This is a genomic window from Thermosynechococcus sp. PKX82, assembly GCF_031583255.1.
In the GTDB taxonomy this organism is placed as follows: domain Bacteria; phylum Cyanobacteriota; class Cyanobacteriia; order Thermosynechococcales; family Thermosynechococcaceae; genus Thermosynechococcus.
In genome coordinates, this window is the sequence record NZ_CP134169.1 from 1,609,258 (window position 1) to 1,622,032 (window position 12,775).

Annotated in this window: 14 protein-coding genes, 1 other RNA gene and 1 pseudogene; 9 read left to right on the forward strand and 7 right to left on the reverse strand. The window is 55.7% G+C overall.

All coding sequences use genetic code 11. The features are described 5' to 3' along the window. Positions 1-48: 48 nt before the first annotated feature. Positions 49-390: pseudogene (locus RHH53_RS07950) on the forward strand (nucleoside deaminase); the annotation flags it as partial. A 16-nt stretch (positions 391-406) separates the two neighbouring features. Here the strand turns inward: RHH53_RS07950 and alr are convergent. Continuing rightward, positions 407-1,558, reverse strand: a complete 1,152-nt coding sequence (gene alr, locus RHH53_RS07955) for an alanine racemase (protein ID WP_206199700.1) — start codon at positions 1,556-1,558, stop codon at positions 407-409. Between the two features lie 297 nt (positions 1,559-1,855). Here alr and murI point away from each other — a divergent pair, with 297 nt between their 5' ends. Both murI and RHH53_RS07965 read left to right on the forward strand, forming a co-directional pair. Beyond that, on the forward strand, positions 1,856-2,749 hold the full coding sequence (murI, locus tag RHH53_RS07960) for a glutamate racemase (RefSeq protein WP_310743643.1): 894 nt from the start codon (positions 1,856-1,858) through the stop codon (positions 2,747-2,749). A 77-nt stretch (positions 2,750-2,826) separates the two neighbouring features. Beyond that, positions 2,827-3,549 carry a Bax inhibitor-1 family protein gene (locus RHH53_RS07965; RefSeq protein ID WP_206199702.1) on the forward strand — a complete coding sequence of 241 codons (723 nt, stop codon included), beginning with the start codon at positions 2,827-2,829 and terminating at the stop codon, positions 3,547-3,549. Here the strand turns inward: RHH53_RS07965 and aroC are convergent. The 6 genes from aroC to rimI all read right to left on the reverse strand — a co-directional run bounded on the left by aroC (position 3,546) and on the right by rimI (position 8,289). Then, positions 3,546-4,637: a chorismate synthase gene (gene aroC, locus RHH53_RS07970; protein WP_206199703.1), complete on the reverse strand. Its 1,092-nt coding sequence runs from the start codon at positions 4,635-4,637 to the stop codon at positions 3,546-3,548. The genes RHH53_RS07965 and aroC overlap by 4 nt on opposite strands. Positions 4,638-4,652: 15 nt before the next feature. After that, positions 4,653-4,991 (reverse strand): iron-sulfur cluster assembly accessory protein, encoded by a 339-nt coding sequence (locus tag RHH53_RS07975; RefSeq protein WP_302676218.1) that lies wholly within the window; start codon positions 4,989-4,991, stop codon positions 4,653-4,655. An 11-nt stretch (positions 4,992-5,002) separates the two neighbouring features. Next, complete coding sequence (locus RHH53_RS07980) at positions 5,003-5,941, reverse strand: TIGR01777 family oxidoreductase (RefSeq protein WP_310742864.1); 939 nt, start codon at positions 5,939-5,941, stop codon at positions 5,003-5,005. Between the two features lie 6 nt (positions 5,942-5,947). After that, positions 5,948-6,391 (reverse strand): ChuX/HutX family heme-like substrate-binding protein, encoded by a 444-nt coding sequence (locus RHH53_RS07985; protein ID WP_302677996.1) that lies wholly within the window; start codon positions 6,389-6,391, stop codon positions 5,948-5,950. Positions 6,392-6,471: 80 nt separating this feature from the next. Continuing rightward, positions 6,472-7,647 carry a transaldolase gene (locus tag RHH53_RS07990; protein WP_302677997.1) on the reverse strand — a complete coding sequence of 392 codons (1,176 nt, stop codon included), beginning with the start codon at positions 7,645-7,647 and terminating at the stop codon, positions 6,472-6,474. 99 nt (positions 7,648-7,746) lie between these two features. Further along, positions 7,747-8,289, reverse strand: a complete 543-nt coding sequence (gene rimI / locus RHH53_RS07995) for a ribosomal protein S18-alanine N-acetyltransferase (protein ID WP_310742865.1) — start codon at positions 8,287-8,289, stop codon at positions 7,747-7,749. A 61-nt stretch (positions 8,290-8,350) separates the two neighbouring features. On the opposite strand from rimI, the gene RHH53_RS08000 reads away from it, so the two are divergent. The 6 genes from RHH53_RS08000 (at position 8,351) to ald (ending at position 12,419) form a co-directional block, all read left to right on the forward strand. Next, positions 8,351-8,728 carry a DUF2996 domain-containing protein gene (locus tag RHH53_RS08000; protein ID WP_310445776.1) on the forward strand — a complete coding sequence of 126 codons (378 nt, stop codon included), beginning with the start codon at positions 8,351-8,353 and terminating at the stop codon, positions 8,726-8,728. Further along, a complete protein-coding gene (locus RHH53_RS08005) occupies positions 8,700-9,209 on the forward strand; it encodes a peroxiredoxin (RefSeq protein ID WP_225901532.1) in 510 nt (169 codons plus the stop codon). Before RHH53_RS08000 ends, RHH53_RS08005 begins: the two co-directional genes overlap by 29 nt. A 98-nt stretch (positions 9,210-9,307) precedes the next feature. Next, positions 9,308-10,030, forward strand: coding sequence for a DUF928 domain-containing protein (locus RHH53_RS08010; RefSeq protein ID WP_310743644.1), 723 nt, complete (start codon positions 9,308-9,310; stop codon positions 10,028-10,030). 7 nt (positions 10,031-10,037) lie between these two features. Continuing rightward, an RNA gene (gene rnpB / locus RHH53_RS08015) (RNase P RNA component class A) lies at positions 10,038-10,402 on the forward strand. Between the two features lie 69 nt (positions 10,403-10,471). Further along, positions 10,472-11,320 (forward strand): prephenate dehydratase, encoded by an 849-nt coding sequence (gene pheA / locus RHH53_RS08020; RefSeq protein ID WP_310743645.1) that lies wholly within the window; start codon positions 10,472-10,474, stop codon positions 11,318-11,320. A 7-nt stretch (positions 11,321-11,327) separates the two neighbouring features. Next, positions 11,328-12,419 (forward strand): alanine dehydrogenase, encoded by a 1,092-nt coding sequence (ald, locus tag RHH53_RS08025; protein WP_206199711.1) that lies wholly within the window; start codon positions 11,328-11,330, stop codon positions 12,417-12,419. The last annotated feature ends 356 nt before the right edge of the window (positions 12,420-12,775 follow it).

Consider the following 12,775-nt stretch of genomic DNA (forward strand, 5'->3'; position numbering starts at 1 on the left):
CAGAAAAAGACGTTTACTAGGAATGAACATTTGCTCAGGCGGACAATCATGGATGAATTTATGGCGGCGGCGGCGATCGCCGAGGCAGAACAAGGACTCAGAGAAGGTGGCATTCCGATTGGCTCGGTCTTGGTGCGCAATGGCCAAATCATTGGTCGCGGCCACAACCAACGGGTGCAGCGGGGCAGTCCGATTCTGCATGCGGAGATTGACTGTCTGGCCAATGCGGGTCGCATCGGTCGCTATGAAGATACGGTGCTGTACTCAACCCTAATGCCCTGCTATCTCTGTGCGGGTGCTGTAGTGCAGTTTGGCATCAAAAAAGTGATTGCGGGTGAATCCCAGACCTTTCCGGGGGCGCGGGAGTTCATGGCAGCCCACGGCTCTGAAGGAGAGTAGCGAAATTTTAGGACACGGGAATACGCGGCAAGCGGTTCTTGAAGCCACAGAGAATTTCCCAAGTAATTGTGCCTAGGGTGTCCGCCCAAGTTTCTACGGTTAGGCAGTCCCCGCCATCTTCGCCAAGAAGGGTCACCACATCCCCCTCCTGAAGGCCATCAATGTCACTGACATCAATCATCAGTTGATCCATCGTAATGGCCCCCACTTGGCGAACGCGCTTTCCCTGAACCAAGACTTCGAGCTTGTTGGAAAGAAGGCGGGGCACCCCATCAGCGTAGCCAATGCCCACAACGGCAATTTTCATCGGCTTGGGGGCAATGAATTGGTGGCCATAGCTAATGCCCGTATGGGCGGGAATCTCCTTCAACAGGGTAATGCGCGATCGCACTTGCATCACTGGTCGCAGCGGCACCACCCCCCGTAAATGGGGCGCCGGATACACGCCGTAGAGACTCAAACCAACGCGCACCATGTCATAGTGACTACTGCGGTTGGCCAAGGTGGCTGCTGAATTGGCCATGTGACGGCGCACAGCCCCTAAACCTAGGGCTGAAATCTGTTCCCACACCTGTTCAAAATAGGCCTGCTGCTGCCACATCAAACTGGGATCGGTGTCATCGGCACTGGCAAAGTGAGAATAGATTCCTTGGATGCGCAGGTGGGGTAACCGCTGCACAAACTGCACAAATTCGACTGCATTCTGCCACGGACAGCCCAAGCGGGACATGCCTGTATCAATCATCAAATGGACATCAAGAGGTTCCCGCCGGTGATCAGCGTAGTCAGAGAAAATCAAGGCTTGCTTGGGTGTAGAGAGGGTGGGCTGAAGCTGCCACTCGGCCATCATCTGCACCTGCACGGGCAAATTGACGGATCCCAAGACCAAAATTGGCGCTGTAATCCCCGCCTGCCGTAGGGCAATCCCTTCGGGGATTGTTGCCACCCCTAACCATGTGGCGCCGTGGGCTAAAACCGTCTGTGCCACCGTGAGGGCGCCATGACCATAGGCATCTGCTTTCACCACGGCTAAAAGTTCCGTTGTTGGTGCCAGCCATTGGCGAAGATGTTGGGTATTCGCTGCCAAGGCCGCCAAATCAATTTCAATCCACGCGCGCTCACACTCCTGGGAACTGGTGAGCTGTTCCTGACTGAGCATTGTTTTTCCTATCCTCACACCATAACTTCCCCACAGGGGGTGACCAACCCTACAGCCACGGGTGCTCTGTGATTCAATGTATAGCACCCGATGTTCAGTCTTAGCGTCAATCATTCGCTTCTTAGCAAAACCTGCTAGAGTGGCACTACAGCCCTTTTCTATGACCTAGAGTCCATCAAGGAGATCTCGCGGTTTTGAGCGTGTCCCATCTCCGTAAAAAGGGCAGTAGATTGGCTGTGGTTGCCCTCTTGCTGAACGGGGCAATGTCATTTTTGTTGGTGTGAGGTCGAGGTTCGAGTGGACAACTGGCACAAGACATCCCTAGGGCTAAATCCTCTGGGAGCGATTGGCGTGTTTGACAGTGGGGTGGGGGGCTTAACGGTTTTACAGGCACTCCAACGCCTTTTACCCCAAGAATCGTTTCTCTACTTTGGGGATACAGCACGGTTGCCCTATGGAACTCGCCGCCGCAGTGAAATCCTGCAATATGTGCGGGAGATTTTGACGTGGATGCATTCCCAAGGCGTCAAGATGGCGGTGATGGCCTGCAACACCAGTTCAGCCCTTGCCTTGGCACAGGTTCGCAGTGAGTTTCCCTTTCCGATCCTTGGCTTGATTGTCCCCGCTGCCAAGATGGCGGTCACGCTGGGAAAGCGCATTGGTGTCATTGCTACCCCCGCAACGGTTAAAAGCGGTGCCTATGCACGGGCACTTCAGGAACTCTCACCCACAGTGGCGATCGCTCAAGTGGCTTGCCCTGAGTTTGTCCCCCTTGTGGAAAGCAATTGCCTAGAGGGCGATCGCGTCCACCGCATTGTTTGTCAGACCCTAAACCCCCTAGTTCAATTTGACCCCGATACCCTCATTTATGGTTGCACCCATTACCCCCACCTGCGCCCTGTGATTGAGCAGTATTTGCCCGCAACGGTTCATCACCTTGATCCTGCCCATGCCGTTGCCCGTGCAACAGTGCGCAAACTAGAGGCCATGAATTTAGCGACTCCTTGCCCCCAAGGCCAAGTGCACTTTTATGTCAGTGGGATACCCGAACAATTTGCCCAGTTAGCCAGTCGATGGCTGGGATACTACCCAACGGTGGAGCATCTATCCTTGAGTGTCTTGACCCAATTCTATCCGCCATTAGAGATAACCGCCCCGCCACCAGAGGTCTCCGTGGTTGTTGCCAGCTAGGTGCCCTTGGGAATTTTGGCACAATAGAACTATGCCATCTGGCTGTGTTGTCTATTCACCACCCTTGGAGGATTCCCGTGAGTAGTACCAGTAATTTTCAAGAGGCGATTCGCGAGGCGCGTAGTAGCGCGATTGTAGGGCCTAATGTGATTCGCAATGCCCTGCCCTTTGTCGGTGGTGGCCTCGTCCTGACGGCGGTGGGTAGCTGGGGTGGCCTCGGCGTCATCAGCGCCGCACCTCAACTGTTCATGCCCACATTCATTGTTGCCATTATTGCTGAACTTGTCCTCTTTTTTGTGGCACAGGGAGCCGCTCGCAAAGGGAATAATGGGCTAGCCCTACCCCTGTTGGCCACCTACAGTTTGCTGTCGGGTTATACGCTCTCTGGATTGATTGCCCTTGCCCTCAGCACCGTGGGCATTATGGGGATCATCATTGCCGCTGGTGGCTGTGGCATTACCTTTATGGCCGCTAGTCCCATTGGTTCCAATCTGTCGGAACGTGATGGTTTTGCCCTTGCCAAAACGGTACAACTGGGGATTATTGCCCTGCTGGTGGTGCTCGTTCTCCAGTTAGTCTTCAGCTTCTTTGGTGTCTTTACACCCACGTTTCTGGAAATTGCGATTTCTGGCATTGGTGTCGTGCTCTTTGTGGGGGCTGCGGTGGTGGACTTCTTTGTGCTGCCCCGTACCTACCGCGATGATCAGTACCTCTCTGCTGCCCTTTCGATGTACCTGACCTACATCAACCTGTTTATCTTTATCCTGCGGTTACTGATTGCCCTCAATCGCAGTCGCTAAAACAGCAGATGACACTGGGCATGATCCCGGAGCAGATGGTCACAGAGAACGAGAGCTACCATTGCCTCGACCATCGGCACCGCTCGCGGTAACACACAGGGATCATGCCGCCCTTTTGCCGCTAGCATGGTTTCTTCACCCGCTTGGTTCACGGTTTTCTGGGCTTGACCAATGGTGGCGGTGGGCTTAAAAGCTACCCGCAAAATAATGTTTTCGCCATTGGAGATGCCCCCCTGAACCCCCCCAGAGCGATTGGTGCGGGTGCGAATTCTTCCCTGTTCATCGGTATAAAACTCGTCATTGTGCTCTTGACCCGTGAGCAGGGTACCGGCAAAGCCAGAACCAATTTCAAAGCCCTTACTGGCGGGCAGCGACATCACCCCCTTGGCAAGATCTGCTTCTAGTTTGTCAAAGACGGGGGAGCCTAGGCCGACAGGCACATTGCGAACCACGCACTCAATGACACCGCCAATGGAGTTGGCCTGCCGCCGCACCTCATCCACAAGGGCAATCATCTTTTCTGCGGTGGTGGCATCGGGACAGCGCATGATATTCGCCTCAACGGCAGCCGCTGCCACGGTATCAGGATCAACAACGGCTTCAATGTCCTTGACCCGCTTGACGTAGGCAATGATTTCGGTACCCGCGACTTGAGCCAGAATTTTGCGGGCGATCGCCCCCGCGGCCACACGCCCAATGGTTTCCCGTGCCGAGGCACGGCCCCCCCCTTGCCAGTTGCGAATCCCGTATTTGCCGTCATAGGTAGCATCTGCATGGGAGGGACGATAGACCCGTGCCATTTCGGCATAATCTTCGGGGCGAGTGTCCTTGTTGCGCACCAGAATCGCAATGGGCGTGCCGAGGGTTTTGCCCTCAAAGACACCGGAGAGAATTTCACAGCGATCGCTCTCTTGGCGAGGGGTCGTGAGCCGACTTTGGCCGGGGCGGCGGCGATCCAGTTCCTTTTGAATATCCGCTTCTGACAGTTCCAATCGGGGAGGGCAGCCATCCACAACCACCCCTACACCGCCCCCGTGGGATTCACCAAAGGTGGTGACGCGAAAGAGATGCCCAAACGTATTGCCCATAGTGATTTCTGAAACCTACGATCCGCTCACCCGAAAGGCCATGCCACAGCCACAGGTTTGACTGGCATTGGGATTGTGGAAGCGAAAAGCGCCCCCCATTAAGTCTTCGATGTAATCCACCCGCAACCCCCGCAACATCTCAGCCGCTTCCGCCGCGATCGCGATTGTCCAGCCTTGGGACTGGGTGAGCACATCCGTCGGCTCGGGTTCGGTCACAAGGGCAAGATCGTAGCGCCAGTCACCGCAGGCACTAGGTTGCACCTGAATCCGTAGAATCGCGGCCCGACCTCGACTGACGCCATGGGCTTGGAGACGTTCCAACTCTTGAATGGCTGCGGGGGTCAATTCCACCATCTTGCACCAAACTAGCGGGAACCATCAGTATATCGTGGTTTGAGGAGGTTGGTGAGAGCTGCCTTGGCGTTGGGGTAGTCAAATTGAAATCCCGTAGCCAGCGTCCGCTCCGGCAAGACCCGCTGCCCCTTGAGCACCACATCGGCACCTTCCCCCAGCAGCAATTGGAGAACTGGGGCAGGCACAGGCAACCAAGAGGGGCGCTGCATCACCTCTCCTAATACCCGGCAAAAGTCCGCCATCGTCAGTGGCTCTGGGGCGGTGGCATTGTAAACCCCCTGCATTCCCGCTTGATCCACTGCGGCCAGAATCAGGCGCACTAAGTCCTGCTGATGGATCCACGAAAACCACTGCTGACCCGACCCAAGGGGCCCCCCTAGATATAACTGAAAGGGCAATAGGAGCTTGGCCAGTGCCCCCTGCTCGCCGAGGACAATGCCAAAACGCAGAATTACGAACCGCACCCCTAAATCCGTTACCTCTTGGGCAGCCGCTTCCCAGTCCACACAGACCTTGGCCAGAAAATCATTTCCCGCTGCATGGGTTTCGACAAACGTTTCTGTATCGCTAGTGCCGTAGTAGCCAATGGCAGAGGTCGAGACCAATACCCGCGGGCGCTGTTGACATTGGGCGATCGCCCGCACCAACTGCTGTGTGCCGACAACCCGGCTATCGTAGATCTCCTGTTTGCGCTGCGCTGTCCAGCGACCATTGGCAAGGGGTTCTCCTGCCAAGTTAATTACTGCATCCGCCCCCTCAAGGGCAGCAAACCAGTCCCCAGCGGCTTTGGGGGTATAGCCCACCCATTCAACATGGGTCATGCCAGCGAATTGTTTGGCGGCTTTCGCCGGGGAGCGTACTAAGGCAACCACGTGATCGCCGCGATCGCTGAGGGCGCTGACGACCTGCTGCCCGACAAATCCAGTAGCACCGGTTACAACGACTCTCATAGATCCCTATCCATGGGTTGCGCTGGACGCTTTTGCCTCAAGGGCGGCCACCACGGGTTGCCACTCTGTACCGTAGCGTTCCCGCAGGGTGTGCCAAGCTGCCACTTGACCTGCGGCGTATTCACCGGGCTTACCCCACTGCAAAAAGGCACTGAGGACGGATTTCTCATTGGCATCGAGAAAGCGAATGGCGTAGGTAGGAAAGTTGCCCCGCTTGGCTTGCCCTTCCTCAAAGCGAATTTTGGCCACCTGATCCATATTCAAGTGAAACTCAAAGTCCTCCGTGTGCATATTGGCATAGCGCCCCTTGGGCAGTTCAGCATAGAAAACCTTGGTGAGGGGCGATCGCACCTCCAGAACGGCAGTTTCGTTTGTAACCACAAGGCGCAGTAGCCCCAATTGCTCACAATCCCTGAGAAATTGCTGAAAGGAGGGAGAAGTATCAGACATCGTTGGTGCATCAGCTATGAACGCTTCTTCCACTGTGACGCACAGAGGATGCTGATGCAAGACTGCCAAGTTGGTCTTTGTTATTTGGCCTTGGCCAAGTGCAGCACCACCCCCAAGCCTGCTCCCATGTCCTCCGGGGTCACCTTACCATCGTGGTTGGCATCGAGGGCATCAAACACTGCATCCGTTCCCAGCCACTCTTCGCGGGTAATAATGCCATCGCCATCGAGGTCATAGACATGGAAGAGTTCTTCTGCTGCATGGGTGAGGGTTTCCGCCCCTTCAAGGCGGGTCAGTCGCTGCGTCAAGAGATCCTCAAGGGTCTCCAGTGCCTTGGTGAAGCCCTTAATGCCCTCATCCAGTTTTTCACTGGCCATCTCATCAGCCGCGTGCATCTTGCGGAAGGTGGCTTCATCCATAGCGACTTTTTCAATGTCAAGGGTGGCAGCGATCGCCGGATCCAGTTTGCGTTTTAGCTCGCCATTGGTGTTTTGTAGCTCCTGTAGCAGTGCCGGTGAAATCGTCAGCAGATCACAACCCGCCAGTTCAATAATTTCGCCAATGTTGCGGAAGCTGGCGCCCATCACTTCCGTGGGGTAGCCGAATTTCTTGTAGTAGTTGTAGATTTTGGTGACGGAAATCACCCCTGGATCCTCAGGCCCTGGATACTCGGCACGACCTGTTTTTTTCTTGTACCAGTCGAGAATGCGCCCAACAAAGGGGGAAATCAATGTCACACCCGCCTCAGCACAGGCGATCGCCTGATGGAAGCCAAACAGCAGGGTTAAATTACAGTGAATGCCCTCTTTTTCGAGAATTTCGGCAGCGCGGATGCCTTCCCAGGTCGAGGCAATTTTAATCAGCACGCGATCGCGCCCCACGCCTGCGGCTTCGTATTGGCCAATCAACTCCCGCGCCTTTTGCACTGTAGCTTCTGTATCGTAGGAGAGCCGCGCATCTACTTCCGTTGAGACCCGACCGGGGATAATTTGCAAAATTTTCAAGCCAAAGGCCACCGCCAAGCGATCCACAGCAAGGGAGACAATCTCACGGGGAGTAGCACCAGACCCCAAATCAGCTTTGGCTTTGCGCAGGGTTTCATCCACAATGGGCTGGTACTCCTTCATTTGGGCAGCAGCCGTAATCAACGAGGGATTGGTGGTGGCATCACGGGGGGTGAATTTTTCGATGGCGAGGATGTCTCCCGTATCGGCGACCACAACTGTCATTTGTCGCAACTGTTCCAGCAAGTTCATGGGACAAGTCTCCCAAACGTGTCCCTTTCATTATCGTTCGCCAGCCCAAGGGTCGGGGAAAGCGCCGTAACAAAGCGCAATATGTCACCCCTCGGCTCTCTAGGTGTCATCGATGAGCGACCAACCTTGCGCCTCAACCCGCGATCGCCAGTGCTGCCAGTGCCGCTCAAGTTCCTGCCCCATTTCGGGAGTATTGAGGTGATTGCGCCAAAGAATCAGGGCATCCTCTGGGGGGTTCTCGTAGTAGTGGGGACGCCGTCCGACCAGTTCAAAGCCAAAGCGCTGATAGAGTTGTTGGGCGGCTGCATTGCTGGCGCGTACTTCCAACGTTGCCCACTGGCGATCGCCCCCTTGATGCCCCAGTTGCAAGAGCCGACATAGGAGTAACCCTGCTAACCCCTGCCGCCGGTACTGCGGATGCACCATCAACAGCACCAGGTGCAATTCATCGGCAATCCCCCAGCTCACGCCACAGCCCCACACTCCATCAAGGGTGGCCACCACCAGCAGCGTATGTTGCGGATTCTCCAACTCACGGGCATAGCCTTGGTGCGACCAAAAGCCCCCCAGACACACCTGATCCAGTTGAACGATGCTATCTAAATCCTTAATCGTTGGGCGTCGTAATTCTAATTGCCCCATGGCCGTTGCCTGCAAGGGAGAGTGCTATCATGCAGAGGAAATGGTACCCTATAGCAGCGCTATGGCAGAAGAGACGCCCACCCAAGCCCCCAAAAAAGAAAAGCCCCCCGCCATTGAGGATAAACCCTTTGCTGAGTTTATTAATGAGGCTTTTTTGCCTGCTCTCCAGAACGCCCTCAGCGCCAAAGTGGGGGATGTGAGTCTGCGCCTAGAGGAGAATACCGTGATGGGTGAGTGGGGCAAGGGAATGTATCAGTTTCGCCTCTACTTCCTAGAGGGGGATATCCAAGGGCCGAAGGCTTTTGTCTGTAGCAGCGGTGGCATTGCCCCCAGCACCATTGAGCCATTTTTGGGGGATGAGCGTAAAGTAACGCTTGATCTACTGGTCTTTGGGGTGATGCAGCGCCTGAATGGCCAAAAGTGGTTGGGAGGCAATTAGCGAGAGTATGGCCACAGCAATTCAAGTGGGCGATCGCGCCCCTGACTTTGAACTCACGGCTGCCGATGGCCGCAAGGTGAAGCTCTCTGACTTTCGTGGCAAAAAGAACGTTGTCCTCTACTTTTACCCCGCCTCAGAAACCCCCGGCTGCACGATTCAAGCCTGTGCCTTTCGCGATGCCTACAGTGTTTTCCAAGAACTGGGCGCTGAAGTGATTGGCATTAGTGGCGACCCCGTGGAGCGGCAGCAGGGCTTCCAGAAAAATCACCAACTCCCCTTTCTCGTCCTCAGTGATCCCGGCAACAAGGTTCGCCAGCAGTATGGTGCCTCTTCGCTCTTTGGTCTCTTTCCGGGGCGGGTCACCTATGTCATTGATCAAGAGGGTGTGGTGCGCTACGTTTTTGACTCTATGCTCAACTTCAAAGCCCACGTAGATGAGGCGCTCAAGATTTTGCGGCAGTTGGCCAGTGCCACTGCCTAAAACAAGCGATCGCAATCACACCCCAACGGTAAGCGAGTTCACTGCCAAGGCCAACTCCCTAGGGCTAGGGTAGAGCTATTCTTCTTAGGAGTTTGGCCATGCGTTCCTACCTTGCCCTTGTACCTGCGGTGACCCTCTTTCTGTTGTCCCTTGGTTCTCTCAGCCTTGCTCAGGGAACGACCCCTGTGGTGAGCCAGCCTTCCAGTCTTGTGGCGCGACTGCGGGCGAATCTGCCGAACCGTGGTGTTCCCGGTAGTCGCTTTGGGGGGGCAACCCGTGGAGCCTGTGTTAGCGGCAGTGAACGTTTAACCGCCTTACTCCCTGATACCCACCTTGGCCAAACGGCTGTGGCGACACCAACCCTCTTTGTTTTTGTGCCCAAGAGCAAAGCCACGCAGGGGGAAGTGGTGATTGCTGATGCTGAGCATCGTCCCCTAGCAACAATGGTGGTGGATCTACCCGCTGAACCGGGGATTCTGGCACTGAAGCCCAATGTGCAACTCCAACCCGGCCAAGACTACCGCTGGATCTTTACCCTACTGTGTGGTGCTGATGCCGATGATCCCTCCGCCTTTATCTCTGTCAGTGGCGTGATTTCGCGGGTGCAGCCGGCCACGGATTTGGCAAAGCAACTTCAGGGCAAGAGTGGGGGCGATCGCCTTGGGGCAGCAGTTGATGCGGGTCTTTGGTACGAAACCTTGGCGATTTTGGCCGAGCTGCAAGGGAATGAAGCCACACGGAACCTAGCCCGCAGTGAATGGGTCGCCGTATTATCTGCCGTTGGTCTAGGGAGTATTGCCCAAGCGCCCCTAGTACAATAAAACTGAATGAGTTAGCGCGGTGGTTGCGGGAGTCTCTCACTCCTGAGGAAAGTCCGGGCTTCCGAAAGACCAAGCTTGCTGGGTAACGCCCAGTGCGGGTGACCGCGAGGATAGTGCCACAGAAATATACCGCCGATGGAGGGAAACCTCACAGGCAAGGGTGCAACGGTGCGGTAAGAGCGCACCAGCAACATCGAGAGGTGTTGGCTCGGTAAACCCCGGCTGGAAGCAAGGTGTGCTAGCGCTAAGGAACTAGGGTTGGTCTTTTCCCCAGTTCTTTGCTAGCCAGAGCCGCTAGAGGCACTTGGTAACAAGTGTCCCAGATAGATAACCACCCTTTGAACAGAACCCGGCTTACGTCTAACTCATTCATTAGACCCTTTTGCAAATCCCTTGTGAGGATGTGTCCTTGAGTCTTTGCCCCCCTTGTCTAGATCCTCTATGGTGAAGCTGGGTTATCTTGGCCCAGTGGGCACCTACAGTGAAGAAGCCGCTCAAAGCTACGCCCAATGGCAACAGGGAGAACCCCTGACGCTGATTCCTTTGACGACGATCGCTGGCTGTTTGGAGGCGTTGGCCGCCAGCGAGTTGGATTTGGCGCTAGTCCCCAGTGAAAATTCCGTTGAGGGCAGTGTCAACATTACCCTTGATTCACTATGGCGACTGGATACGCTGCACATTCAGTACGCCTTTATCCGCCCCATTGTCCATGCCTTCATTGCCCAAACCACAGATTTCGCCCAAATTCAAGCGGTCTATTCCCATCCCCAAGCTCTCGGGCAGTGCCAGCGCTGGTTACAAGCCCATCTTTCCCATGCTCGCCAATGTCCGGTGACCTCCACCGCCGAAGGGCTGCAATACGTGGCTCAATCCGATCGGGTGGCGGCGATCGCCTCCGTGCGAGCCGCCCAACTCCATCAACTACCCATTGTCGCCACCGAAATTCAGGATATTCCCGACAATTGCACGCGGTTTTGGGTGGTGAGTCGCCAACAGGGGGACGGCTGGCCCCAGCCGGGGGATACCCACACTTCCATTGCCTTTAGCCTGAAGGCCAATGCCCCCGGTGCCCTGCTCAAGGTGCTGCAACTCTTTAGCGATCGCCAGATTAACCTCAGCCGCATTGAATCGCGCCCCAGCAAACGTGCTTTGGGGGATTATCTCTTCTTTGTTGACTTAGAGGTGAATGGTCGCCCTGATGTGGTGGCTGATTGTCTGCTGGCGCTTAAGGACGCTACAGATGTGTTGAAGGTCTTTGGTAGTTATCAATTTCTAGACCTCGGAGAATAGATTGGCCATGCGTATCGGTGTCCCCAAAGAAATGAAGGATCAAGAATTCCGCGTCGGTCTGACGCCAGCAGGGGTGCAAAGTCTGCGGGAGCGCGGTCATGAGGTTCTCATTGAAAGTGGCGCGGGGGTGGGTTCAGGCTTTCTCGATGAGGCCTATGTTGCCGCAGGGGCCCAAATTGTGGCCACGGCCCAAGCGGCGTGGGATGCCCAACTGGTGGTCAAAGTCAAGGAACCCTTGCCCTCGGAGTATCGCTATTTGCGTTCTGGCCAACTGCTCTTTACCTACTTGCACCTTGCCGCTAGTCGGGAGCTGACGGTGGCTCTGTTGGAATCGGGGATTACCGCGATCGCCTATGAAAGTGTTGAAGAAACGCATCATCACCAACGCAGCTTCCCGCTGCTAACCCCCATGAGCATGATTGCCGGTCGCTTGGCAGTGCAGTTTGGTGCCCGCTTCCTAGAGCGTACCCAAGGGGGGCGGGGAGTGCTCCTCAGTGGCATTCCGGGGGTGCGGCCGGGGCGGGTTGTCATTTTAGGGGGCGGTGTCGTCGGCACAGAGGCGGCGCGGATGGCTGTGGGTTTGGGGGCACAGGTGAGCATTCTCGATATTAATGTCGAGCGTCTCAAGTACCTAGAAACCCTCTTTGGCGCCCGGGTGGAGTACCTCTACAGCAGTTCTCACCTCATTGCTGAGCTATTGCCCCAAGCCGACTTAGTGATTGGTGCTGTCCTTGTGCCGGGTCAGCGTCCTCCCTGTTTGGTGCCCAAGTCCCTTGTGCAAACGATGCGCCCCGGCGCTGTGATCATTGATGTGGCCGTGGATCAAGGGGGCTGTGTGGAAACGCTGCGACCCACGACCCATTCCAACCCCACCTATACCGCCTTTGGTGTGGTTCACTATGGCGTGCCGAATATGCCGGGAGCTGTGCCTTGGACAGCCACCCAAGCCCTGACGAATAGCACCTTGCCCTATATTCTTTGCCTCGCCGATCATGGCGATCGCGCCCTCGAACTCTCCCCTGCCCTTGCCAAGGGTCTAGTGGTCAAGCAGCACCATTTAGTCCATCCCGATGTGCGGGTTGTCTTTCCTGATCTTTAGGCCGACGATCAAGTACCTCTGGACAGGCTGAGCCCCGTTCTCATTGACGCTCATCCCGCTAAGGCTAGGCGTATAGCAGGAGATTCCCCGTTCACAGCATCTCTACGAAAAACCTAGGCCATGCTAGTTGAAGTCCGTCCGAGGTGGAGAGAAAGTATTCCAGGTCAACATCGAGGCCAACCACCCGCTTCAAGACTTGCTGCAATGCTTGGGCGTTAACCGACGCTAAATCAGGGTTGGTCTGCTTTGCTTGGGTTAATCCTTGGCACTGCACGTTGAAGCTGGGGTAGGGGGCATCCGCTGGGATGATGTACTCGCTAGGCACAGAGCAGGCATTGACTGGACATTTGCGCGAA

Coding starts and splice junctions, on each gene's coding strand:
- RHH53_RS07980 (WP_310742864.1), bottom strand. CDS start 5,941: ATGAGAGTCGTTGTAACCGGTGCTACTGGATTTGTCGGGCAGCAGGTC.
- RHH53_RS07990 (WP_302677997.1), bottom strand. CDS start 7,647: ATGAACTTGCTGGAACAGTTGCGACAAATGACAGTTGTGGTCGCCGAT.
- RHH53_RS08000 (WP_310445776.1), top strand. CDS start 8,351: ATGGCAGAAGAGACGCCCACCCAAGCCCCCAAAAAAGAAAAGCCCCCC.
- pheA (WP_310743645.1), top strand. CDS start 10,472: ATGGTGAAGCTGGGTTATCTTGGCCCAGTGGGCACCTACAGTGAAGAA.
- aroC (WP_206199703.1), bottom strand. CDS start 4,637: ATGGGCAATACGTTTGGGCATCTCTTTCGCGTCACCACCTTTGGTGAA.
- RHH53_RS08010 (WP_310743644.1), top strand. CDS start 9,308: ATGCGTTCCTACCTTGCCCTTGTACCTGCGGTGACCCTCTTTCTGTTG.
- RHH53_RS07975 (WP_302676218.1), bottom strand. CDS start 4,991: ATGGTGGAATTGACCCCCGCAGCCATTCAAGAGTTGGAACGTCTCCAA.
- RHH53_RS08005 (WP_225901532.1), top strand. CDS start 8,700: ATGGCCAAAAGTGGTTGGGAGGCAATTAGCGAGAGTATGGCCACAGCA.
- alr (WP_206199700.1), bottom strand. CDS start 1,558: ATGCTCAGTCAGGAACAGCTCACCAGTTCCCAGGAGTGTGAGCGCGCG.
- rimI (WP_310742865.1), bottom strand. CDS start 8,289: ATGGGGCAATTAGAATTACGACGCCCAACGATTAAGGATTTAGATAGC.
- RHH53_RS07985 (WP_302677996.1), bottom strand. CDS start 6,391: ATGTCTGATACTTCTCCCTCCTTTCAGCAATTTCTCAGGGATTGTGAG.
- ald (WP_206199711.1), top strand. CDS start 11,328: ATGCGTATCGGTGTCCCCAAAGAAATGAAGGATCAAGAATTCCGCGTC.